This window comes from Actinoplanes sp. NBRC 101535 (assembly GCF_030269225.1).
Taxonomy (GTDB): domain Bacteria; phylum Actinomycetota; class Actinomycetes; order Mycobacteriales; family Micromonosporaceae; genus Actinoplanes; species Actinoplanes rectilineatus.
Genome location: NZ_BSSY01000014.1, coordinates 190,656 through 213,576, shown reverse-complemented (window position 1 = coordinate 213,576; position 22,921 = coordinate 190,656). Strand labels below are relative to the sequence as shown.

General features: G+C 70.8%; 24 protein-coding genes. 8 read left to right on the top strand and 16 right to left on the bottom strand.

Going from position 1 to position 22,921, the window contains the following annotated elements; genetic code table 11:
- Window positions 1-17: 17 nt before the first annotated feature.
- Together QSK32_RS32540 and pdxT are read right to left on the bottom strand one after the other, a co-directional pair.
- Window positions 18-770: a YebC/PmpR family DNA-binding transcriptional regulator gene (locus tag QSK32_RS32540; protein WP_045746204.1), complete on the bottom strand. Its 753-nt coding sequence runs from the start codon at window positions 768-770 to the stop codon at window positions 18-20.
- A 15-nt stretch (window positions 771-785) separates the two neighbouring features.
- Complete coding sequence (gene pdxT / locus QSK32_RS32535; protein ID WP_045746203.1) at window positions 786-1,391, bottom strand: pyridoxal 5'-phosphate synthase glutaminase subunit PdxT; 606 nt, start codon at window positions 1,389-1,391, stop codon at window positions 786-788.
- A gap of 121 nt (window positions 1,392-1,512) precedes the next feature.
- On the opposite strand from pdxT, the gene pdxS reads away from it, so the two are divergent.
- Window positions 1,513-2,409, top strand: coding sequence for a pyridoxal 5'-phosphate synthase lyase subunit PdxS (gene pdxS, locus QSK32_RS32530; RefSeq protein WP_285474005.1), 897 nt, complete (start codon window positions 1,513-1,515; stop codon window positions 2,407-2,409).
- A gap of 118 nt (window positions 2,410-2,527) precedes the next feature.
- Here pdxS and QSK32_RS32525 read toward each other — a convergent pair whose 3' ends face one another.
- The 4 genes from QSK32_RS32525 to pgsA are packed head-to-tail and all read right to left on the bottom strand — an operon-like array spanning window position 2,528 to window position 5,738.
- Entirely contained in the window at window positions 2,528-3,079 is a 552-nt protein-coding gene (locus QSK32_RS32525) for a hypothetical protein (RefSeq protein WP_045746201.1), read from the bottom strand.
- Window positions 3,080-3,115: 36 nt separating this feature from the next.
- Window positions 3,116-4,246 carry a glycosyltransferase family 4 protein gene (locus tag QSK32_RS32520; RefSeq protein WP_045746200.1) on the bottom strand — a complete coding sequence of 377 codons (1,131 nt, stop codon included), beginning with the start codon at window positions 4,244-4,246 and terminating at the stop codon, window positions 3,116-3,118.
- Between the two features lie 8 nt (window positions 4,247-4,254).
- A complete protein-coding gene (locus QSK32_RS32515) occupies window positions 4,255-5,121 on the bottom strand; it encodes a phosphatidylinositol mannoside acyltransferase (protein ID WP_045746199.1) in 867 nt (288 codons plus the stop codon).
- A complete protein-coding gene (gene pgsA / locus QSK32_RS32510; protein ID WP_285474004.1) occupies window positions 5,118-5,738 on the bottom strand; it encodes a phosphatidylinositol phosphate synthase in 621 nt (206 codons plus the stop codon). The genes QSK32_RS32515 and pgsA overlap by 4 nt, the downstream gene beginning before the upstream one ends.
- A 176-nt stretch (window positions 5,739-5,914) precedes the next feature.
- Here pgsA and QSK32_RS32505 point away from each other — a divergent pair, with 176 nt between their 5' ends.
- Complete coding sequence (locus QSK32_RS32505; RefSeq protein WP_045746197.1) at window positions 5,915-8,077, top strand: elongation factor G-like protein EF-G2; 2,163 nt, start codon at window positions 5,915-5,917, stop codon at window positions 8,075-8,077.
- Window positions 8,078-8,341: 264 nt separating this feature from the next.
- Here QSK32_RS32505 and QSK32_RS32500 read toward each other — a convergent pair whose 3' ends face one another.
- The 3 genes from QSK32_RS32500 to QSK32_RS32490 all read right to left on the bottom strand — a co-directional run bounded on the left by QSK32_RS32500 (window position 8,342) and on the right by QSK32_RS32490 (window position 11,940).
- A complete protein-coding gene (locus QSK32_RS32500) occupies window positions 8,342-8,797 on the bottom strand; it encodes an HIT family protein (protein ID WP_245674213.1) in 456 nt (151 codons plus the stop codon).
- 134 nt (window positions 8,798-8,931) lie between these two features.
- Window positions 8,932-10,929 (bottom strand): threonine--tRNA ligase, encoded by a 1,998-nt coding sequence (thrS, locus tag QSK32_RS32495; protein WP_285474003.1) that lies wholly within the window; start codon window positions 10,927-10,929, stop codon window positions 8,932-8,934.
- 93 nt (window positions 10,930-11,022) lie between these two features.
- Window positions 11,023-11,940, bottom strand: a complete 918-nt coding sequence (locus tag QSK32_RS32490; protein ID WP_285474002.1) for an ADP-ribosylglycohydrolase family protein — start codon at window positions 11,938-11,940, stop codon at window positions 11,023-11,025.
- Between the two features lie 96 nt (window positions 11,941-12,036).
- Between QSK32_RS32490 and QSK32_RS32485 the strand changes: the two genes are divergently transcribed.
- The 4 genes from QSK32_RS32485 (at window position 12,037) to QSK32_RS32470 (ending at window position 16,787) form a co-directional block, all read left to right on the top strand.
- On the top strand, window positions 12,037-12,726 hold the full coding sequence (locus QSK32_RS32485) for a response regulator transcription factor (protein WP_045746194.1): 690 nt from the start codon (window positions 12,037-12,039) through the stop codon (window positions 12,724-12,726).
- Between the two features lie 2 nt (window positions 12,727-12,728).
- Window positions 12,729-14,150, top strand: coding sequence for a HAMP domain-containing sensor histidine kinase (locus QSK32_RS32480; RefSeq protein WP_285474001.1), 1,422 nt, complete (start codon window positions 12,729-12,731; stop codon window positions 14,148-14,150).
- Between the two features lie 386 nt (window positions 14,151-14,536).
- Window positions 14,537-16,609 carry an RICIN domain-containing protein gene (locus tag QSK32_RS32475; protein WP_285474000.1) on the top strand — a complete coding sequence of 691 codons (2,073 nt, stop codon included), beginning with the start codon at window positions 14,537-14,539 and terminating at the stop codon, window positions 16,607-16,609.
- A gap of 19 nt (window positions 16,610-16,628) precedes the next feature.
- Window positions 16,629-16,787, top strand: coding sequence for a hypothetical protein (locus QSK32_RS32470; protein WP_169792521.1), 159 nt, complete (start codon window positions 16,629-16,631; stop codon window positions 16,785-16,787).
- Here QSK32_RS32470 and QSK32_RS32465 read toward each other — a convergent pair.
- Both QSK32_RS32465 and QSK32_RS32460 read right to left on the bottom strand, forming a co-directional pair.
- Window positions 16,777-17,796, bottom strand: coding sequence for an adenosine deaminase (locus tag QSK32_RS32465; protein ID WP_285473999.1), 1,020 nt, complete (start codon window positions 17,794-17,796; stop codon window positions 16,777-16,779). The two genes, QSK32_RS32470 and QSK32_RS32465, sit on opposite strands and share 11 nt — an antisense overlap.
- 19 nt (window positions 17,797-17,815) lie before the next feature.
- A complete protein-coding gene (locus tag QSK32_RS32460; protein WP_285473998.1) occupies window positions 17,816-18,586 on the bottom strand; it encodes a trans-aconitate 2-methyltransferase in 771 nt (256 codons plus the stop codon).
- A gap of 72 nt (window positions 18,587-18,658) precedes the next feature.
- Here QSK32_RS32460 and QSK32_RS32455 point away from each other — a divergent pair, with 72 nt between their 5' ends.
- Both QSK32_RS32455 and QSK32_RS32450 read left to right on the top strand, forming a co-directional pair.
- Entirely contained in the window at window positions 18,659-19,636 is a 978-nt protein-coding gene (locus tag QSK32_RS32455) for an aldo/keto reductase (protein WP_045746190.1), read from the top strand.
- Between the two features lie 41 nt (window positions 19,637-19,677).
- Window positions 19,678-19,878 (top strand): hypothetical protein, encoded by a 201-nt coding sequence (locus tag QSK32_RS32450; RefSeq protein WP_245674210.1) that lies wholly within the window; start codon window positions 19,678-19,680, stop codon window positions 19,876-19,878.
- A gap of 226 nt (window positions 19,879-20,104) precedes the next feature.
- Here the strand turns inward: QSK32_RS32450 and QSK32_RS32445 are convergent, their stop codons facing one another.
- The 5 genes from QSK32_RS32445 to QSK32_RS32425 all read right to left on the bottom strand — a co-directional run bounded on the left by QSK32_RS32445 (window position 20,105) and on the right by QSK32_RS32425 (window position 22,917).
- Window positions 20,105-20,308 (bottom strand): cold-shock protein, encoded by a 204-nt coding sequence (locus QSK32_RS32445; RefSeq protein ID WP_013732668.1) that lies wholly within the window; start codon window positions 20,306-20,308, stop codon window positions 20,105-20,107.
- 348 nt (window positions 20,309-20,656) lie between these two features.
- Complete coding sequence (locus tag QSK32_RS32440; RefSeq protein WP_045746188.1) at window positions 20,657-20,929, bottom strand: DUF4235 domain-containing protein; 273 nt, start codon at window positions 20,927-20,929, stop codon at window positions 20,657-20,659.
- Window positions 20,929-21,225: a DUF3618 domain-containing protein gene (locus QSK32_RS32435; RefSeq protein ID WP_045746187.1), complete on the bottom strand. Its 297-nt coding sequence runs from the start codon at window positions 21,223-21,225 to the stop codon at window positions 20,929-20,931. Before QSK32_RS32435 ends, QSK32_RS32440 begins: the two co-directional genes overlap by 1 nt.
- On the bottom strand, window positions 21,222-21,656 hold the full coding sequence (locus tag QSK32_RS32430) for a phage holin family protein (RefSeq protein WP_045746186.1): 435 nt from the start codon (window positions 21,654-21,656) through the stop codon (window positions 21,222-21,224). The genes QSK32_RS32435 and QSK32_RS32430 overlap by 4 nt, the downstream gene beginning before the upstream one ends.
- An 85-nt stretch (window positions 21,657-21,741) precedes the next feature.
- The gene (locus QSK32_RS32425; protein WP_425394681.1) at window positions 21,742-22,917 is read right to left on the bottom strand and encodes a mechanosensitive ion channel family protein; all 1,176 of its coding nucleotides are present in this window, start codon (window positions 22,915-22,917) and stop codon (window positions 21,742-21,744) included.
- Window positions 22,918-22,921: the final 4 nt, after the last annotated feature.

Genomic DNA, 22,921 nt, shown 5'->3' with positions numbered 1-22,921 from the left:
CGGAACGCGAGGAGGGATCACTCCTCGATGGCCGCCATGACCTCGTCGGAGATGTCGAAGTTGGCGTAGATGTTCTGCACGTCGTCGCAGTCCTCGAGCGCGTCGATCAGCTTGAACACCTTGCGGGCCGGGTCCTCGTCGAGCGGGACCGTCATGGTCGGCACCAGCGACGACTCGGCCGAGTCGTAGTCGATGCCGGCGCCCTGCAGCGCGGTGCGCACCGCGACCAGGTCGGTCGGCGCGGTGACCACCTCGAACGAGTCGCCCAGGTCGTTGACGTCCTCGGCACCCGCGTCCAGGACGGCGAGCATGACGTCGTCCTCGGTCGTGCCGTCCTTCGGGACGATGATCACGCCCTTGCGGTTGAACAGGTAGGACACCGAACCCGCGTCGGCGAACGTGCCGTTGTTGCGGGTCAGCCGGGTCCGGACCTCGGTGGCGGCCCGGTTGCGGTTGTCGGTGAGGCACTCGATCAGGATCGCCACGCCGTTCGGGCCGTAGCCCTCGTACATGATCGTCTGCCAGTCGGCGCCGCCGGCCTCGAGGCCGGAGCCCCGCTTGACCGCGTTGTTGATGTTGTCGTTCGGAACCGACGACTTCTTCGCCTTCTGGATGGCGTCGTAGAGCGTGGGGTTGCCGGAGGGGTCGCCGCCACCGGTCCGGGCCGCGACCTCGATGTTCTTGATCAGCTTCGCGAACATCTTGCCGCGCTTGGCGTCGATGACGGCCTTCTTGTGCTTGGTCGTCGCCCACTTGGAGTGGCCGGACATGCGTAACCTCCGTGTCTACCGAACGGGTGCGGCCTGGCGGACCATCGCGACGAAGTACCGGTGGACGCGGAGGTCTCCGGTGAGCTCCGGGTGGAAAGCCGTGGCGAGCAGGTTCCCCTGCCGAACGGCGACAATCCTACCGGCGGCGGCCCCGTCGGCGACGCGGCCCAGCACCCGCACGTCCGTGCCGACCTCCTCGACCCACGGCGCGCGGATGAAGACGGCGCGAAAATCACCGCCCGCGATGTCGTCGATCGCCACCGGCGCCTCGAACGAATCGACCTGCCGGCCGAACGCGTTGCGCCGCACGGTCATGTCGATCCCCCGGAACGACTCCTGGTCGGGACGCCCGTCCAGCACCGTCCCGGCCAGCATGATCATGCCGGCGCAGGAGCCGTAGACCGGCATCCCGCCGGCGATCCGCTCGCGGATCGGGCCGGTCAGGCCGAAGGCGACCGCCAGCTTGCTGATCGTGGTCGACTCCCCGCCCGGGATCACCAGGCCGTCGACGTCGTCGAGCTCCTCGGGTCGCCGGACCGGCCGGGCCAGCACGTCCGACTCGGCCAGCGCCGCCAGGTGTTCGCGCACGTCGCCCTGCAGAGCGAGCACTCCGATGTTCACGACGCCACTCTAGGCAGGGGTGTTCGAGCAGGCCACCGGGAGGTCGATTGGCTATCGGCGGGCGGGTCACGGCTTCGTAGGATTCCGTTGACCATCACCCTGCGTAAGGAGCCGATTGCTCATGTCCGAAAACCAGTCCGCCGTAGGCACCGCACGCGTCAAGCGCGGCATGGCCGAGATGCTCAAGGGCGGCGTGATCATGGACGTGGTCACCCCGGAGCAGGCGAAGATCGCCGAGGACGCCGGCGCCGTCGCGGTGATGGCGCTGGAGCGGGTCCCGGCCGACATCCGCGCCCAGGGCGGCGTCTCCCGGATGTCCGACCCCGACATGATCGACGGGATCATCGCCGCGGTGTCCATCCCGGTGATGGCGAAGGCCCGGATCGGCCACTTCGTCGAGGCCCGGGTGCTGCAGGCACTCGGGGTGGACTACGTCGACGAGTCCGAGGTGCTGACCCCGGCCGACTACGCGAACCACATCGACAAGTGGCAGTTCACCGTCCCGTTCGTGTGCGGGGCGACGAACCTGGGCGAGGCGCTGCGCCGGATCACCGAGGGCGCTGCCATGATCCGCTCGAAGGGTGAGGCCGGCACCGGGGACGTCTCCAACGCCACCACGCACATGCGCCGGATCCGGGCCGAGATCCGCCGGCTGCAGACGTGCGCGGAGGACGAACTCTACGTCGCCGCCAAGGAGCTGCAGGCGCCGTACGAGCTGGTCAAGGAGGTCGCCGAGGCGGGCCGCCTGCCGGTCGTGCTGTTCACCGCGGGCGGGATCGCCACCCCGGCCGACGCGGCGATGATGATGCAGCTCGGCGCCGAGGGCGTGTTCGTCGGTTCCGGCATCTTCAAGTCCGGCAACCCGGCGCAGCGGGCCGCCGCGATCGTCAAGGCGACCACCTTTCACGACGACCCGGACGTGCTCGCCAAGGTGTCGCGCGGGCTGGGCGAGGCCATGGTCGGCATCAACGTCGAGGCCGAGCCGGTCCCGCACCGCCTCGCCGAACGGGGCTGGTGACCCACCCCGCGCACCTTCCGGTGTGTTGATTCAAGGCGCGCTCCGCGCCCCGAATCAACACACCCCCAACAGCGTGACGACTTCGGGCGCGCTACGCGCCCCAAGTCGACACACCCCGTCAGGCGCCGGAGGCCACCACGGTGGGCGGGTCGGACGGGGAGGCCGGGGCGGGCACGGTCAGCGGCGGCAGGTCGGGCAGCACCGGCTCGACGATGTCGAAGTACTCCGGCTTGCGGTACCGCCGGTTCAGCAGGAGCATCCGGACCAGCACCCGGTCGCGGGCGGTCTGCGCGTCCCGGACCTGGTCGGTGTGCACCTGCCGGGCCAGCACCACCCGGCGGCTGGTGTTGATCAGCGCCCGGGCTGCCGGGTCGGACGGGTCGAGGGTGACCGCCTGCAGCTGGCGGGTCAGGTCGTTCTCCGCGGTCTCCCGGTCACCCGGTTCGGCGTCCAGCGCCAGCCGCGCCGCGGCGTAGAGCTCGACCGACTCGTTCTGCTCGGCGACCACCGCAGCCGCGGCGGCCCGGCGCACCAGGTGCGCGTCGAGGGCACGTTCGGCGGACTGCGCCCGCATGTGCACCCGCTCCACCCGTTGAGCCGTCCAGCCCAGGTACGCCGAGAAGATCGCCGTCAGCGCGACGACTCCCACCACCCACCACATGCCGGGCATCGTAGTGCCCGGCATGTGGACTCACCGTGGTCAGGTTCACTCGTCGTCGAAAACCCGTCCGTCGGTGGCTTCGATCGCCGTCGCGTACACCTCGAGGACCCGGGTGGCCACGCTGGGCCAGTCGAACGCGCCGACTACGATCCGGGCGCACGATGACAGACCGTCCCGGCGTACGGGATCATCCAGCAGCTCGCCGAGCAGGCCGGTGAGGGCGGTGACGTCCCCGTTCGGGAACAGTGCCCCGGCCCGGCCGCCGTCCAGGACCCGGCGGAACGCGTCCAGGTCGCTGGCCGCGATGGCCGCTCCGGCCGCCATCGCCTCGGTGAGGATCATGCCGAAACTCTCGCCGCCGGTGTTCGGTGCCACGTACACGTCGACGCTGCGCAGCATCCGCGCCTTGTCAGACTCGGACACCAATCCCAGGAATTCCACCCTTTCGTGGAGTTCGGGAGGTATGTCCGAGTAGAGCTCGTCGCGGTCGCCCGGCCCGGCCACGAGCAGCCGCAGCCCGGGCCGCTCCTTCGCCAGCCTCACGTACGCCGTACGCAACAGCGGGAAGCCCTTGCGCGGCTCGGTGAAGCGGCCCAGGAAGCCCAGCGTCCCACCCTCGCCGGGCCATCCCGGCAACGGCGCAGCCGAGGCGAACTTGGCCACCGCGACCCCGTTGGGGATCTCCACCGCGCCGCCGCCGAGGTGCTCCACCTGCACCTTGCGGGCCAGCTCGCTGACCGCGATCCGCGCGGTGATCTTCTCGATCACCGGTTGCAGGAACGTCTGCGCAGCCGACAGCGCCCGCGACCGGGTCATCGCGGTGTGGAAGGTGGCCACCACCGGCCCGCGCGCCGAGACCACCGCCAGGAACGACAGGCTCGGCGAGAGCGGCTCGTGCACGTGCAGCACGTCGAACTCGCCCTTGCGCAGCCAACGGCGTACCCGGGCGGTGGAGACCGGGCCGAAGGCGATCCGGGCGACCGAACCGTTGTAGGGCAACGGCAGCGCCCGCCCGGCCGGGACGACGTAGGGCGGGTGCTCGGCGTCGTCGTCGGCCGGTGCCAGCACGCTGACCTCGTGCCCGAGACCGATCAGCGCCTCGGCGAGGTCCATGATGTGGTTCTGGACCCCGCCGGGCACGTCGAACGAGTACGGGGACACGATCCCGATACGCACCGTGCCCCCTAGAGCCAGAGCTTCTGGAGCATGTGCCAGTCCTGCGGGTGCTCGGCGATGCCCGCCGCGTAGGCGTCCGCGAGCAGCTGCGTCGTCTTCTTGACCCGTTCGTCGAGCGGGCCGTCGGTGGGCGGAACGACCTCCCGGGTCCGGGACATGACGCGGTTCTCCTCGAACCAGCAGTCGACGGCGTAGAGCGGCGCGCCGGTGCGGATGGCCAGGATCGCCGGGCCGGCCGGCATCCGGGTCCGCCCGCCGAAGAACTCCACCTCGACGCCGGACCGGGACAGATCACGGTCGGCGAGCAGCGCCACCACCCAGCCCTCGGTGAGGTGTTCGCCGAGCACGTCGAGCGCGGGCCGCTCGCCGCCGGTCAGCGGCAGGACCTTCATGCCGAGCTTCTCCCGGTACGCCAGGAACTGCCGGTACACCGCCTCCGGCTTGAGCCGCTCGGCGACGGTGATCAGCGGCCAGTCGTGTGCGCAGACCCACGCCCCGGCGGCGTCCCAGTTCGCCACGTGCGGCAGGGCCAGGATCGCCCCGGTGCCGCCCTCGGCCGCCTTCTTGAGCTTCTGGTAGCCCTCCGCCTCCATGAAGAAGCCGTCGAGGAAGTCCCGCCGGTTCTTCGACGGCAGGCGGAACGCCTCCATCCAGTAGCGGGCGTAGGAACGCAGCGCGTCCCGGACCAGGTCGTCCGGGGCGTCCGACCCGACCACCTGGCTCAGGTTGCGGCGCAGCCGCTGCACACCCGGCCCGCCACCCCGGAACGCCCGGTCGGCGCCGGCCCGGAACAGGGCCTGGGCCGCGGGCAGGGGCAGGGCGCGGACCAGGCGCCATCCGGCGATGAAACCGAACTCGGTCAGACGTTCCTTCACGCGGCAGGCGCCTTCACATCGGAGCGGGCCGCACTGATCAGCCGCTGCAGGACAGTGACCAGGGAGAGGACGGCGAGGATCCACAGCGCCGCGGGCAGGCCCCAGGTGAGGCCGGCCGCGCCGAGCAGACCGCCGACACCGACGATCAACAGGCGTTCCAGACGTTCGGCGATGCCCACGTCGGCGTTCAGGCCGAGGCTCTGCGCGCGAGCCTTGACGTACGACACGACCTGGCCGGCGACCAGGCTGATCAGGGCGGCGACGACGCCGCCGTACGGGTTGCCCTCGGTGGCGAGGTAGTAGACGGTGGCGCTGAACACGGCACCGTCGGCCAGCCGGTCCATGGAGGAGTCGAGGAGTGCCCCGAATTTGCCGGAACCTCCCCGCATCCGGGCCATTGTGCCGTCCAGGGCGTCGGTGAGAGCGCAGGCGGTTACGATCACGGTGCCCGCCAGAAGATGGCCCAGAGCTCCGAAATACGCCCCGATGAGAACTCCGACGGTGCCCGCGACGGTGACCGCGTTGGGTGTGACGCCGATTCGTAGAAGGAGACGGGCGACCGGCTCGATGCCGTACGCAGCGAAGGCCCGCGCGGTGGTTTGAACGATCTTTGCCATGGCCGTCTCACCATAACGGCGCGCGACCAGCGGCGGTACGGCTCGCCCCCCGGTTGGCCGGATCGTCACCATCCGGCACAGTTCTGGTGCCGGTGGTCCTTGCCGCCGGTACATCCCCGGGTGTGGGATTCAGAGAACAGCGGTGTAACAAACTGGAAACGACAGGAGCGCTCGGCATGGCGCAGAAAACTTCGGAGAGAGGACTTACCGGCGCGAACGCGCCGGTGGTGACAGATCCCGGCAGAGTTCGCAACGTGGTGCTGGTCGGCCATTCCGGCGCGGGGAAGACGACGTTGGTCGAGGCGCTGCTCGCCGCCACGGCCACGATTCCGCGAGCCGGCACGGTGGCCGACGGCACCACGGTGACCGACCACGACCCGGCGGCGGTGCGGCAGCAGCGGTCGGTGGCGCTGTCCTGCGCGCCGCTCGTCCACGAAGGTGTGAAGATCAACCTGCTCGACACACCGGGCTACGCCGACTTCGTCGGGGAGTTGCGAGCCGGCCTGCGGGCCGCGGACGCCGCGCTGTTCGTCGTCTCGGCGGTCGACGGGGTGGACGACTCCACCGTGGCACTCTGGGAGGAGTGCGCGGCGGTGGGCATGCCGCGGGCCGTGGCGATCACCCGCCTGGACCACCCGCGGGCGGACTACGAGCAGGTGCTGCAGGAGTGCCAGGACGCGTTCGGCGAGAACGTCCTGCCGATCTACCAGCCGATGCTCGGCGACGACGGGCAGACGTTCGCCGGGCTGCTCGGGCTGGTCACCCTCCGGGTGCTGGACTACTCGCAGGGCTACCCCCCGCGGACCGGCGAGGCGGAGCGGGAACACATGAACCCGGTCGCCGACGACCGCAACACCCTCATCGAGGCGATCATCGCCGAGAGCGAGGACGAGAGCCTGATGGACCGGTACATCGGCGGGGAGCTGATCAGCACCGAAGCGCTGGTACCGGACCTGGAGAAGGCGGTCGCCCGGGGCAACTTCCACCCGGTGATCCCGGTCAGCGCGGACACGGGCCTCGGGCTGGACGCGCTGCTCGACGGGCTGGTCGCCGGAGCGCCGTCGCCGCTGGAACACGAACCGCCGGTGGTCACCGGAGTGGACGGCTCGCCACGCCCGCCACTCGCCTGCGACCCGGACGGCCCGCTGGTGGCCGAGGTGGTGCGGACCACGATCGACCGGCACGTCGGACGGGTCTCACTGGTCCGGGTCTTCTCCGGCACGCTGCGGCCGGACCAGACACTGCACGTCTCCGGCCACGGCATGGCCGAACGCGGGCACCCCGACCACGACGCCGACGAACGGGTGGCGCACGTCTACGCCCCGCTCGGCGCCCAGCTGCGCGAGGTCGGGTACGCCCTGGCCGGCGACATCTGCGCGATCACCAAGTCGGGTTCGGCGGAGACCGGCGACACCCTCTCCGCCAAGGACGACCCGCTGCTGATGGAGCCGTGGTCGATGCCCGAGCCGCTGCTGCCGATCGCGGTGGTGGCCAAGACCCGCTCCGACGAGGACGCCCTGGCCAAGAACCTGGCCCGGCTGGTGGCCGGCGACCCGACACTGCGGCTGCAACGCAATCCGGAGACCCACCAGTTGGTGCTCTGGACGATGGGCGAGTCCCACGCCGACGTGGTCCTCGACCGGCTCCGCGCGGGCGGCGTCGACCTGGACACCGAGCCGGTCAAGGTGGCGTTGCGGGAGACGTTCGGCGCGAGCGCCAAGGGCCACGGGCGGCACGTCAAGCAGTCCGGCGGCCACGGGCAGTTCGCCGTCTGCGACATCGAGGTGGAACCCCTCGGCCGGGGCGAGGGCTTCCAGTTCGTGGACAAGGTGGTCGGTGGCGCGGTGCCGCACAACTACATCCCCTCCGTGGAGAAGGGGGTGCGGACCCAGCTGGAGAAGGGCCTGACGGCCGGGTGCCCGGTGGTCGACGTGCGGGTCACCCTCTACGACGGCAAGGCGCACAGCGTGGACTCGTCGGACGCCGCCTTCCAGACGGCCGGCGCGCTGGCGCTGCGGGCCGCGGCGGAGAACGGCCGGGTCACCCTCCTGGAGCCGGTCGACGAGATCGAGGTACGCGTCCCCGAGGCCTACGTCGGGGCGGTCATGAGCGACCTCTCCGGCCGGCGCGGGCATCCTCTGGGCAGCGAGTCCGGCGGGGCGGGCGAGGCCAGCGTGGTGCGGGCCGAGGTCCCGGCGACCGAACTGGTCCGGTACGTCGTGGAGTTGCGTGCGATCACCTCGGGGACCGGCACGTTCACCCGGCGCTACCTGCGTCACGAGCCGATGCCGGCGAACCTGGCCGACGTGGCCCGCAAGGAGCACACCGCGGTCAGATAGTGATGGCGTTCGCCGCCTCGTACATCGGCGCGAGGACCCGGCCGCCGGTATGCGGGCGCCAGACACGTCTCGTGGTCTGGGTGCGAAGCCCGTCCGCGTGGTGACTTCAGGCGCGCTGGGCACCCGAAGTCACCACACCCGCGGTGGGGTGTGGTGATTACGGCCGCACTGAGCGCCCCGAATCACCACACCCGCCGTGGAACGTGGTGACTACCGCCGCGCTGAGCGCCTCAAATCACCACGGGCGCTGACCACGAGACGTGTCTAGGCGGCGGGCCACGCCTTCAGGAGCAGCTCACGGGTGTCACCGAGCAGCTGCGGCATCACCTTGGTCCGCCCGATCGTCGACATGAAGTTCGCGTCGCCGCCCCACCGCGGCACGATGTGCTGGTGCAGGTGCTCGGCGATGCCGGCGCCGGCGATCGCGCCCTGGTTCATCCCGATGTTCATGCCGTGCGGGCTGCTCACCGACCGGATCACCCGGATCGCCGTCCGGGTGTACGCGGCCAGCTCCCCCGTCTCGGCGTCGGTCAGCTCGGTGTAGTCGGCGACATGCCGGTACGGGCAGACCATCAGGTGCCCGGGGTTGTACGGATAGAGGTTGAGCACCACGAAGACCAGCTCGCCGCGCGCCACCACCAGGCTGGACGCCTCCGGCAGACCGGGTGCCAGGCAGAACGCGCAGCCGGCCGGACGGCTCTCACCGGTGACGTAATCCATCCGATGCGGCGCCCAGAGACGCTCCAGACCGTCCGGTTCACCCGCCCGATGCTCATCCACGATCCGCATCCTAAACGCTGCCCCGCCGTCCGGCCCGATGCGAAGGAGCCGGGCCGGACGGACGGGAGCACAGGTCAGGCTGCGGAGGGCCCGGTGTTGACCCGGGACTTGACGATCTCCACGACGTGCGCGACGGCCTCGTCGATCGAGACGCCGTTACGCTGCGAGCCGTCGCGGTAGCGGAACGACACGGTCCCGCCGTTCACGTCGTCGTCGCCGGCGATGGCCATGAACGGGATCTTCTGCTGCTGGGCGGTGCGGATCTTCTTCTGCATCCGATCGGTGGAGTGATCCACCTCGGCACGGATGCCTTTCTTACGAAGAAGCGTGACGAACTCCTCGAGGTACGAAGCGTGGTCGTCGCGGATCGGGATGCCGACCACCTGCACCGGCGCCAGCCAGGCCGGGAACGCGCCCGCGTAGTGCTCGACCAGCACACCGAAGAACCGCTCCAGGGAGCCGAACTTCGCCGAGTGGATCATCACCGGCTCCTGGCGGGAACCGTCGGCCGCCTGGTACTCCAGACCGAACCGGGCCGGCATGTTGAAGTCGTACTGGATCGTCGACATCTGCCAGGTCCGGCCGATCGCGTCCTTCGCCTGCACGCTGATCTTGGGGCCGTAGAAGGCCGCGCCGCCCGGGTCGAGGACGAGTTCCAGGCCGGACTCGGTGGCCACATCCTCGAGGACCTTGGTGGCGGTCTCCCACTGCTCGTCCGAGCCGATGAACTTGTCGCTCTGCGGGTCCCGGGTCGACAGCTCGAGGTAGTAGTCGTCCAGGCCGAAGTCGTCGAGCAGCGACCGCACGAAGTTCAGCAGGTGCTTGATCTCGCCCGGCGCCTGCTCGGCGGTGACGTAGGAGTGCGAGTCGTCCTGGGTCAGGCCGCGCACCCGGGTCAGGCCGTGCACCACGCCGGACTTCTCGTAGCGGTAGACCGTGCCGAACTCGAAGAGCCGCATCGGCAGCTCACGGTAGGACCGCCCGCGCGACCTGAAGATCAGGTTGTGCATCGGGCAGTTCATCGCCTTGAGGTAGTAGTTCGCCCCCTCCAGCTCCATCGGGGGGAACATCGTGTCCTTGTAGTAGGGCAGGTGGCCCGACGTCAGGAACAGGTTCTCCTTGGTGATGTGCGGGGAGCCGACGTACTGGAAGCCCTCCTCGATGTGGCGGGCCCGGACGTAGTCCTCCATCTCCCGCTTGATCACACCGCCCTTGGGGTGGAAGACCACCAGGCCGGAGCCGATCTCGTCGGGGAACGAGAAGAGGTCCAGCTCGGTGCCGAGCTTGCGGTGGTCGCGACGCTCGGCCTCGGCGAGCCTGTTCAGGTACGCCTTGAGCTCGTCCCGCGACGGCCACGCCGTGCCGTAGACCCGCTGGAGCTGCGGGTTCTTCTCCGAGCCCCGCCAGTACGCCGCCGCCGAGCGCATCAGCTTGAACGCCGGGATGAGCCGGGTCGTCGGCAGGTGCGGACCGCGGCAGAGGTCGCCCCAGACCCGCTCGCCGTCCTTGTTCAGGTTGTCGTAGTGGGTCAGCTCGCCGGCGCCGACGGCCACCGCCTCGGGGTCCACGTCACCCTTGATGTCGACCAGTTCGAGCTTGAACGGCTCGTCCTTCAGCTCCGCCTTGGCCTCGTCGAGAGACGAGTACTCCCGGCGGCGGAAGGTCTGCCCGGCCTTGACGATCTCCTGCATCCGCTTCTCGAGCTTCGTCAGGTCCTCGGGCTGGAACGGCTTCTCCACGTCGAAGTCGTAGTAGAAACCGTCCCGGATCGGCGGGCCGATGCCCAGCTTCGCCTCCGGGAAGACGTCCTGCACGGCCTGGGCCAGCACGTGGGCGGTGGAGTGCCGCAGCACGTCCAGGCCGTCCGGGGTGTCGATGGCGACCGGGGTGACCTCGGTGTCAGCGGCCGGCGCCCAGTCCAGGTCGCGCAGCCGGCCGTCGGCCTCACGGACCACGACGATCGCCTTCGGCCCGTTCGCAGGGAGCCCGGCGGCGGACACCGCGTCGGCCGCCGTAGTCCCGGCCGGGACGACTAGGGGGTCGGCCACAGCGGGTGTACGGGGTGCAGACACGGTGTTCTCCATTCACGAAGGAACGGCCCGGTCGTCCGGGCCGTCACCGATGCTATCCGCCGGGTTCAGGCCGGGTTCGGGCGGCGCGCGAGGTCACCCGCCGCCCGTCACCGGCAGCCAGCCGGGCAGCGGCTCCCGGGCGGCGAGCCAGGCGGCCGGGATGCCCTCCACGCCGGTGTACGCGCTGACCACCCCTCCCGCGATGGCCGCGGTGGTGTCCACGTCCCCGCCGGCGATCACGCACGCCGCCACGGCCGCCGGATAGTCGTCCAGGTAGCGGGCCGCCGCCCAGAGCGCGTAGGCAACGGTGTCCTGGGCCAGTGCCCGTGCCCCGTTCCCCAGCCGGTGGGCCGCCTCCTCCAGGCCTCCGGTGATGCCGGCGGCCTCGATCAGGCCGTCGTGCACCGATCCCGCGGGGGTGTGCGCGGCGGTGGCCAGCAGCAGCTGGGCGGGTTCCGGCCGGCGCCCGTCGAGGCGGCCGGCCGCGGCGACCGCGGCGGCCACGCTCACCGCCACCCCGCCGGCGATCCCCTCCGCGTGCGCGTGGGTCACCTCGGCGGCGCGGGCGCCCTGGGCGGCCGCGTGGGCGAGCGAGTCGGCGTGCCAGGCGCCCAGCGGGGCGGCCCGCATCGCCGCGCCGTTGCCGCAGGAACCCTGTCCGTCGAACGCGCTCGCGGCGGCGATCGGCCAGGGCAGGCCCTCACGGATCTCCCGGAGCATCACCACCGCGCCCGGTCCGTACCCGCGGTACGCGTCGAAGCGCCGGGCCAGCGTCTCGGCGAACCCGTCCCGGTCGAAGTCGCCGTCGCCGAGCGCGGTGACCAGGCAGCACGCCTGTTCGGTGTCGTCGGTCCACTCCCAGGGTGCGGCCGGCACCCGGGCCCGCAACAGGTCGGACGGGTGGTTTCCGGGCACGAAGTACTGGGCGCCGAGGGCGTCGCCGACACTGAGGCCGGCCAGGCTCTCGAGGGCCAGGGCGAGGCGTGTACTGGGGAACAGAGTGAATGACATCAGCACTTCGGATCGTATTCCATCACTGAGCGTCATCAAAGAATCTCGCTGCATCACCCTTTGGGTTCTCACCACGCCAGACGCTACGGTCTTCGCATGGCCACGGTGTTGCTCGTCGAGGACGATCATGTCGTGCGCGGCGCCATGCTCCGGTCGTTAGCCGACCGGGGGCACGCCGTGCACGCCGTCGGCACCGCGCTGGAAGCGCTGCGGCGCGTCGCCGCGGAGACCCCGGATCTGGTCGTGCTCGACCTGGGGCTGCCCGACCTGGACGGTTCCGACGCGCTGCGCATGCTGCGCGGCATCACCGACGTGCCGATCATCATCGCCACCGCCCGCGACGACGAGCAGACCGTGGTCCGCCTGTTGCGGGCCGGGGCCGACGACTACATGGTCAAGCCGTTCACCGGCGCCCACCTGGACGCCCGCATCGCCACCGTGCTGCGGCGGGTGGGCCGGGCCAGCCGCGCCCAGCAACCCGCCGTCTACGAGGTCGGCGAGCTGCGGGTGGACGTCGGCGAGCGCAGTGCCAGTCTGGCCGAGCAGCCACTGGCGCTCACCCGTAAGGAATTCGATCTGCTGGCCTATCTCGCCGCCCGTCCGGGCCGAGTGGTCTCCCGTCGCGAGCTGTTGGAGGAGGTATGGCGACAGCCATCGGTCGGCGAGGACCAGACCATCGACGTTCATTTGTACTGGCTGCGCCGGAAGCTGGGCGAATCCGCGGCGAAGCCCCGCTACCTGCGCACCGTGCGGGGGGTCGGATTCCGGTTGGTGGCACCGGACTGAGGTTGCGGCTGGCGTACACGACCGCCGCCACCACGGCGGTCGCCTCGCTGGTCTTCCTGCTGCCTCTGGGCTGGGGTCTGCGCAACGACCACCGGGACGCCGCGGTCGCCGACGCCGCCGCGCGGACCGCGACGGTGGCCGGCGCGATCACCGCCGGAGCGGGCGAGAAGGGTGTCGCCGCCGCGATCGCCGCGGCCGGGGGCAACCCGGTCGTGCACACCCCGGGCATCGCCCCCAGCGAGGGTGGCCGGGCCGGTGGCGCGCTGATCGACCGGGCCGCGACCGCACCCGAGCCGACCGTGGCCGACGTCCCCGGTGGTGTGGTCCGGCTGCAGTCGGTCACCGCCGGCGGCCGCACCCTGGTGGTGGAGGCGTTCGTCCCGGACGCCGACCTCGACGAGAACACCGCCCGGGACTGGTGGCTGCTGCTCGGTCTCGCGGTGTTCCTGGTCGGCTGCGCGGTGTTCGTGGTGGACCGGCTGGCCCGCGGGGCGGTCGACTCGGCCCGCAACCTGGTCGACGCGGCCCTCGCGGTGGCCGACGGCGACCTGGCCGTGCGGATCTCCCCGTCCGGCCCCCGTGAGCTGGCCGAGGCCGGGTACGCGTTCAACCGGATGGCCGACCGGCTGGTCACCTCCCGGACCGACGAGCGCGAACTGGTCGCCGACCTGTCGCACCGGCTGCGGACCCCGCTGACCGCGCTGCGGCTGGACGCCGAGGCACTCGACCCGGACGACACCCAGATCATGAGCCTGTCCGCCGACGAGGTGGACCGCCGCCGGGGCATCCGGCGCATCCGGCAGGCGATCGGCACCCTCGAGGACGAGGTCAACCACCTGATCAACACCACCCGGCAGGCGGTCGCCGCGCAGGTCGCGGCCCCCGAGGACGGCCTGTGCGACGCCAGCGAGGTGGTCCGCGAGCGGATGATGTTCTGGTCCGCGCTCGCCGGTGACCAGGAACGGCAGTACCGGGTGGTCGGTGCGCACCTGCGGATCCCGGTCCCGGTGGCCCGGGCCGAACTGGCCGCCGCGCTGGACGCGGTGCTGGGCAACGTCTTCCGGTACACCCCGCAGGGCACCGCGTTCGAGGTCGGGATCTCCCGGCGGGACGGCTGGGTGGCGTTGCGGGTGGACGACGCCGGACCGGGCATCCCGGACCCGGCGGGCGCGATCCGGCGCGGCCAGAGCAACCAGGGCTCGACCGGACTGGGACTCGACATCGTCCGGCGGGTGGCGCAGGCCACCGGCGGGTCGGTGAGCCTGGACCGGGCGGCGATGGGCGGCGCGAGCGTCGTCATGCTGCTGGCCGACGCGGACGCGACGCCCAAGCAACCGAGCCGCTTCGGCCTGGTCGGCCGGGGCCGGATCGGACGCGACCGCGATCCGGAACGACGGCGCCGGGGCCGACCAGGCCGCGAATAGGACGCGATCACCGGTGTCCCGGACCGGCAAGTGCCGATGGGCCCTTGTCACCCGGCCGGGACAGCTCTTGCTTATATCTTCATGAAGTTCGTTCCCCTGGGGCCCCAGGACTGGCAGTGTTCCCTCCGATCCCATCCGGCTTCGACGGTTCGCAACCCGCAGCGCGTCCCCATCGCCCCGCGACCGACGAAGCCCTGCGCGGTGGGAGGTGGCCACCCCATGGGCTCCTCCCACCGTCACCCGCACGACAAGGAGACGCAGTGTCCGCGCATCGCCGGCCAGCGTTCCGCGAGGCGTCACCGGAGAGGCGGCGCCACGCGGCAGCCGAACGATCCGGCTCTTCGGCACGCTCGGCAACTGTTCGACTCCTTCCCGTGGTGCTCGGCATGGTTCTGCTCGGTGTCGGAGCCGTCGTCGGCCCCCACGTGATCGGCACTGACGACACCGACGGCCGTTCCACGATGCCCGCGGTGCCGGAGGACGTCCCGGATCAGGGACTGGTCTACAGCGGACTCGCACTGGCCGCCGCCGGGACGCTCTGCTCCGGTGCGTACCAGCTCTATGAGGAGACCTGCACGTTCGGTCCGGACACCGCCCCGGCCGGCCTCGCGGTGCGCCGCGACGTCGCCCCGGTGACCGAGGGCATCCGCGAGGTGACCACGGTCAGCCGCGAGTCCTCCGCCGTCCCGCCGGACGCCGAGATCGCCCGTGACCTGGGTGGCAGCGCGCTGACCGCGGACGCCCCGGCACTCGTCCCGGACGCCGCTCCCGGCCAGGCCGACTTCATCCTCGGACCGGACGCGGTGGCCTGCGCCGGCGACGGCCGCAGCGGCAAGCGGGTGCAACTGCTCTACCTGCACGAGGCGGGCACCGAGAGCCGCTACGCGAAGTTCCTCAACTCGTTCCGCACCTGGGCGGCCGGCGTCGACGCGATCTACGACGCGAGCGCCGCGGAGACCGGCGGCTCCCGTCACATCCGCTACGTGACCACGCCCGAGTGCCGGCCGGACGTCAGCGAGATCCAGCTGCCGGCGGGCTCGCTCGACTCGTTCGTCGCCACCGTCGACTCGCTGCGCAACCTCGGCTACAACCGGACCGACCGGAAATACCTGATCTTCTCCGACACCAACGTCTACTGCGGCATCTCCACCTACGTGGCGGACACCCGGCCCACCCGGGGCAACCGCAACAACGGCGGCCCGTCGTACGCCCGGGTCGACTCGGGCTGCTGGAGTTCGGCGGTGGCCGCCCACGAGCTGACCCACACGCTGGGCGCGACGCTGATCGGCTCGCCGAACTCCACCGGCACCGGCAGCTGCACCGACGAGTACGACCTGCTCTGCGGCGAGGACCGGTCCGGCAGGGCGATGCGCGAGGAGTGCCCCAAGAAGCACAGCATCCGGCTGGACTGCGGGCACGACGACTACTTCAGCACCGACCCGGAGCCCGGCAGCTACCTGGACAAGAACTGGAACGTCGCGCTCAGCGAGTTCCTGCTGCGCAGCGACGGCGGCGACGACATCCCGGACGCCCCCGGCGCCACCGTGCCGGACGCCGGCGGCACCACCTCGGCCGCGCCGGTGCCCGCACCGGACTCCGCGGCGAGCGCCGTCGCGTCGCCGAGCGCCACCAAGTCGGCCGGCCCGCTGGTCTCGCTGCCCGGCGTCGACATCTCGGTCGGCGCGGACCTGCCGGGGCTGGACGCGGTGGCCTTCGGGGACGACGACGAGCAGACCCTGGAACACGAGGACGGCGGCGTGATCGCGTCGCCCGGTGTGGCCAACAACGGGGTGCAGGCGGTTCTGGAGATCCGTGAGGCGACCAGCAGCTCGGTCCGCCTGCTCTGGAGCGCGGCCGACAAGGACGCCACCTATCAGGTGTGGGTGGACGGCAAGCCGGTCGCCTCGACCAAGTCGACCCGGGCCCGGCTGATCGGTCTCAAACCCAACGCGAAATACACGGTCGAGGTCAAGAACAAGGCTCTGGAGTACGCCGCCAAGGGTGTCGCGGAGACCGCCCCGGCCGCAAGCCCCGTGCAGAACTCCTGGTTCGTGCTGAGCAACGCGCTGACCGGTGGCGCCGCCGACCTGTACGCGGCGCGTACCGCCGACGGCAGCCCGGTCACCCTCGCCGACGACGAGGGCGGCACCCAGCAGCAGTGGCAGCTCGCCCCGGCGGAGAACGGCACCTACTCGCTGATCTCCAAGGCGAGTGGCCGGTGCGTGGTGCCGCTGGACGGCACGGCGACGGCCGGCACGCCCCTGGTGCAGGGCGACTGCCAGGCCGAGGCGGGGGCCCGCTGGACCCTGCAGGCCTCGGACTACGGATTCACACTGCGCAGCGCGACCGCCGACCTGGTGGTCGGTGTGGGCGCCCAGCGATTCGGCACCCACCGGGTGCTGGTGCTGCAGCCGGACAGCGGCCAGCGGCACCAGAGCTGGACGGCGGTGCCCGAATGACGAGCGAGGGAGTGCGGTCATGCCTGATCTGCTGAGTCACCGCGAGACCGAGCCGGCCGAGGAGCCGGCCCGGTTCAACCGTCGCAAGATGGTGCGCTGGATGACCATCCTGATCATCGGCACCGCGGCGATGGTGGCCCTGTGGGCCGACCCGCTCTATCCGAACGTCACGCCGTAGCCGCGTAGGCGTCGATCTCGGCGGTCAGCGCGGCCTTGCCGGCCGTGGGCAGGAAGCTGTGGCTCACGGCGGCGCGGGCCAGGTCGGCCACTCCGGCCCGGTCCAGCTTCAGCAGGCGGGCCGCGGTGGCGTACTCCTGCTCCAGGGTGGTGCCGAACATCGGCGGGTCATCCGAGTTGACGCTGATCGGCACGCCGGCGGCGACGAGCCTCGCGATCGGGTGCTCGTCGAGGTCGGCCACCGCCCGGGTGCGCAGGTTGGAGGTCGGGCACACCTCCAGGGGGATGCCGTTCTCGGCCAGGTACGCCATCAGACGCTCGTCCTGGGCCGCCGAGATGCCGTGCCCGATCCGTTCGGCACCGAGTTCCCGGATCGCGTCCCAGATGGTCTCCGGTCCGGTGGTCTCGCCGGCGTGCGGCACGCTGTGCAGCCCGGCCGCCCGCGCCTTGTCGAAGTACGGCTTGAACTGCGGCCGTGGCACCCCGATCTCCGGCCCGCCGAGTCCGAAACTGATCAGAGAATCCGGGCGGTCCTCGAGGGCGATCCGCAGCGTCTCCTCGGCTGCGGCGAGTCCCGCCTCGCCCGGAATGTCGAAACACCAGCGCATGTCCACCCCGAAGTCGCGGGCCGCGCTCGCCCGGGCGTCCTCGATCGCCTCGCAGAACGCCGGTGACGGGATGCCCCGTCGCACACTGGAGTACGGCGTGACGGTCAGTTCCGCGTACCGCACCTGCTGACGGCCCAGCTCCCGGCCGATCTCGTACGTCAGCAGGCGCACGTCACCGGCGTCGCGGATCAGGTCCACGACGCTCAGGTAGACGTCGATGAAGTGGGCGAAGTCGCGGAACTCGAAGTATTTCGCGAGCTGCTCCGGGTCGGCCGGCACCGGGGTGCTGCCCTCGTGCCGGGCGGCCAGTTCGGCCACGATCCGCGGCGACGCCGAACCCACATGGTGGACGTGCAGCTCGGCCTTCGGCAGGCCGGCGATGAACGAGTCCAGATCGGTCACAACACTGCTCCTCAAGAGATCACGAAACCCGTGCCACGACGAAGATACGGCGAAACGAGAGGGCGACGAGGCCGTCCCCGGCGGTATGGGTGGCGGCGATCCGTTCGCCCAGCTCGGCACGGAAGGCGGTCCACGCCTCGTCGTCGAGGGCGGCACGGACCGGGCGCAGCGCGGTGCCCTCCATCCAGCGCAGCACCGGGTGGTCCGGTCCGTCGTCCGGGAGCAGGTGCAGGTAGGTGGTCTCCCAGGCGTTCACGGTCGCCCCGGCGGCGGTCAGCAGGGCCGCATAGTCCTCGGGGTCGTCGACCGGGTTCGCGCGCACCACGCCGGCCAGCCGGTCCGCGTAGGGCGCCTCGCCGGCCAGGTCGCGCAGGGCCCGGTGGCCGGGGCTGTCGAAGTTGCCGGGGACCTGCATCGCGATCCAGGCGCCGGAGATGAGTTCGCCGGCCCAGCGGACGAGCAGCTCACGGTGCTCCGGAACCCACTGCAGGGCGGCGTTGGTGACGATCACGTCGACGTCCGGTTCCGGGTGCCAGTCGGCGATCCCGCCGAGCTCGAAGCCGACCGGGCCGCCCTGGGCGGTGGCTTTGCCGATCATCTCCGGCGAGTTGTCGATCCCGGTCACCCGGGCTAGCGGCCACCGCTCGGCGAGCGTCCGGGTCAGGTCGCCGGGTCCGCAGCCGAGGTCGGCGACGGCCCGCGGATATCGGGCGCCGATCTGGGCGACCAGGTCGAAGAACGGGCGGGAACGTTCGGCGCCGAAGCGTCCGTACAGCGCGGGATCCCACATGGCGCCTCCTGCTTCTTTAAAACCGTACGTACGTACTGTTTCAACCTACCAGGCGGGCGGTAGGGTCTCGACGTGGAAAATCGCAGCTTTCGGAGGATGGGACGGTCGGCCGGTGTGGTCGGCCTCGGCGCGTGGCAGCTCGGCGCCGACTGGGGTGAGGTCAGCGAGGAGGACGCGCACGCCACCCTGCAGGCGGCCGTGGACGCCGGCGTCACGTTCATCGACACCGCCGACGTCTACGGCGACGGCCGCAGCGAGCAGATCGTCGGCTCCTTCGTCAAGGACAAGCCCGGCCTGACCGTGGTCACCAAGATGGGCCGCCGCCTGCCGCAGGAGCCGGCCAACTACCACCTGGACAACTTCCGGGCCTGGACCGACCGCTCCCGCCAGAACCTCGGCGTGGACACCCTGGAGCTGGTGCAGCTGCACTGCCCGCCCACCCCGGTGTTCTCCTCCGACGAGGTGTTCGACTCCCTGGACACCCTGGTGCAGGAGAAGCGCATCGCGGCGTACGGCGTGAGCGTCGAGAAGGTCGAGGAGGCCCTGGCCGCCATCGCCCGTCCCGGGGTGGCCAGCGTGCAGATCATCCTGAACGCGTTCCGCCTCAAGCCGCTGGAGCGGGTGCTGCCGGCCGCCGCGGAGGCCGGTGTCGGCATCATCGCCCGGGTCCCGCTCGCCAGTGGCCTGCTCTCCGGCCGCTACGACGAGAACACCACGTTCTCCGCGGACGACCACCGCAACTACAACCGGCAGGGCGAGGCGTTCGACGTCGGCGAGACGTTCTCCGGTGTGGACTTCCGGACCGGACTGGAGGCGGTCTCCCGGCTGCGCCCGCTCGTTCCGGCCGGCGCCACCATGGCGCAGTTCGCACTCCGCTGGATCATCGACCAGCCCGGCGTCACCGTGGTCATCCCGGGTGCCCGTAACCCGGAACAGGCGCGTGCCAACGCGGCCGCCGCCGATCTTCCGCCGATCTCGGCGGAAAGCCGAGAAATGATCGCTGCGACCTACGATGAGCTGATTCGCCCCCAGGTGCACGACAAATGGTGAACAATGAAAACGAGACGCCGCGTTTACGAGGCTGGCTTCCGATGTCACTCGGTCTGCTGGCACTCGTGGTGGGCGCGGTGTGGACGCTTCAGGGATTGAACTACCTCACCGACAGTCTTCTGCACGGTGAGATCGTGATGGCGGCGGCCGGTGGCGGGTCGGCCGTTGCCGGACTCGTTCTCATAGTCATCGGGATGCGCCGCCGGACAGCCGCTCGTGAGGCTTCCGCGGCCCTGCCCTGAACGCCCGGCGCTTCGGAAGAAGCTGCGCTGACGCTTCAGGAAAGGCCGCGCTGACGCTTCAGGAGAAGCTGCACTGACGCTCCAGTAGAGGCTGCACCGACGCTTCAGGAGAAGCTGCGCTGACGACGAAAGAGGCCCCGCACCCTCGACGAGGTTGCGGGGCCACGGTCGGGCCGACCTCCGCCAGGCGGTCGGCGTGCCGGTCTCACGACCGGCGGATAAGGTCTCAGAGCGGGCGAACCTGCTCCGCCTGCGGGCCCTTCTGGCCCTGGGCGATCTCGAACTCCACCCGCTGGTTCTCCTCCAGAGTGCGGTAACCACTGCTCTGGATGGCCGAGAAGTGGACGAACACGTCAGCACCCCCGCCGTCGACGGTGATGAAGCCGAAGCCCTTGTCTGCGTTGAACCACTTCACGGTTCCTTGCGCCATGCTGAACTCTCCTTCTGAAAATGCCGGCCCGCAGAACCACGGCAGCGGAACGCGGGGCCGATGACCGTTTTCGAGCAGCGGCGCCGCGAGGCGGCCCTTTCAGAGGACGTCCCCTCCACTCGAACCACTTGACACCTGGCATCCCACCCGGGAGGGAACCGGTGCCCCGCAGTCAAGCGGAAGCAGCGAACCACGTACGCAAAAACTGGGCACACTGTACCCGAAAAACGGCCTGCAAAGCTGCCCCTCGAAGGAATCCAACAATGGGTGACCGATATGGAAAAGGTCCCCCACTTCGTGACCACGAAGCGGGGGACCGGCAAGACTCCTGTCGATACACAAGATGATCTAGTCGGGCCACTGTCCGGTCAGTTTGCGGGTCCCGATGTTGCCACCACGTTGGACCGCGGCCCGGACGAGCGAGAAGATCGCACCCTGTAACGCCGCGGCGGCGAGGACCTCGCCCCAGCCGCGTTCCTCGTCGTTCGCATCCGGCGCGTCACCCTCGCCGGCGACGAGCTTCCACGCCTCCTTGAAGACGAGCCCGGCCACCGCGCCGGCCGCGAAGCCGAGCGCCATGTTCACCGGCTTCATCGCAGTCTTCTGAATACGCCCCGCCATCAACGCCTCCCCCGCACGATCAGAATCACCCCGGCGACGGCCGCCAGGCCGGCGACCACCAGCACCATCGGCAACGGGTTCGCGCGTACCTCGGTGGAGGCACGCCGGGTGACCGCCGACGCCTGGGTGAGCACCCGCTGCCGGGTCTGTTCCACCTGTTCCCGGGCGCGCGCCTTGACGTCCGCGCGGGCCGCCAGGGCCTGCACGGTCTGGCCCAGCTCGGCCCGGGTCTGCCTGATCTCCTCGCGCAGCGCCACCAGATCGGGTTTCGCCGCGGAGCCGTTGTTGTCCGTCATGCCCGGCTACGCTCCTTGACCGCGTGTTTGACCTCGTCCACATCCGCCTTGACGCTCTGGATCGCGGACTGCGGCTCGGGCGGGACCGCCCGGCTCAGCTGCCCCTTGCCCAGCAGTGCCAGCACCCCGGCGACTCCGAAGATCACGACGGTGACGATCAGGGCGGCGAGCCAGAGCGGCAGGATCAGGTCGAGCGCGATGACCACGGTGGCGATGAGAGCGCCCACGCCGTACGCGGCAAGCACGCCCGCGCCGCCGAACAGACCCGCACCGATCCCGGCGCGTTTGCCCTTCTCGGCCAGTTCCGCCTTGGCCAGGGTCATCTCGTCCCGGACCAGGCGGCTCAGCTGCTCGCTCGCGCGTTGCACCAGTTCCGCGGTGGACTGCTCGGCGATCGGCCGGGCCGGAACCTCGTGCGCCACATCGGCCATCGTGTCCCCCTCTCCGTTGGCACGGTGTATGCCCTGATCACACTCCACTCAATCCTGGATGCACCACGGAAGAGACGGTAAGCCGTCAGTTGCGGGCCGGTTCGGGTTCCGGCCCACTGAACGCGGCTCCACGGGCCTCGCCGTCGTCGCCGCCGCCGAACACCCGGGCCGCGTCCGAGTTGGCGTCCAGGTCCGCGTGGTGCAGGGGACGCGAGTTCACCGGCCGCGGGTCGCGCAGCTTGTCGCCCACCTCGGCACGCAGACGCGGCAGGGCGGCACGCTGGTTCTCCCAGATCCACGAGACCAGTCCCTCCCGGACCAGGCAGCGCAGGTCCCAGAGGGCCGCCGCGTCGGCCGCGCTGACCAGCGCCCGCAGCCGGATCCGGCCGTCGGTCGCCTCGGTCACCTGCAGCACGCAGACCCGTTTGTCCCACAGGTCGGAGCTTTCACATACCCGCTGCAACTCGCCGCGGAGCGCGTCGACCGGGGTGGACCAGTCCACGTCGATCTCGGCCGTACCGAGCACCGCCGAGGTGGTCCGGGTCCAGTTCTGGAACGGCTTGGTGGTGAAGTACGAGGTCGGCAGGATCAGCCGCCGGTCGTCCCAGATCTGCACCACGACGACGGTCAGGGTGATCTCCTCGATCCGGCCCCACTCCTGCTCCACCACGACCACGTCGTCCACCCGGATCGCGTCGCTGAACGCGAGCTGGATGCCGGCGAACACGTTGCCGAGGGTGGTCTGGGCGGCCAGTGCCGCGACGGCGCTGATCAGTCCGGCCGAGGCGAGCAGGCTCGCGCCGACCGCCCGGACCCCCGGGAAGGTCATCAGCATGATCCCGGCCGTGATCACCACGATCGCGGCCACGGTGACCCGGCGCAGCATCACCACCTGGGTCTTGATCCGTCGCCGGCGCCGGTTGTCCGGCACGTCGGTACGCCAGCGGGCCAGCGCCACGTCCTCCAGGACCAGCGACAGCGCGCCGATCAGCCACGCGAACGCGGCGATGCAGAACAGGACCAGGCCGTGCATGACGCCGGCCCGGCCGGGGAAGTCTCCGGCGTACACCCGGATCGCCTGTTGCGCGGCGAGAAGGATGACGGCGGTGAGAAACGGTCTGTGTATCGTCTTCGCCAGGTCCGCTGCCAGCACGGACGTCCGTCCGGCTCGTTTCATCAGCCGGTGGATCACCTCGACGAGGACGATCGCCGCGGCGGCCGCCACTACCACGGCGACCACGGCAGTCATGACGTCGGACACGAAC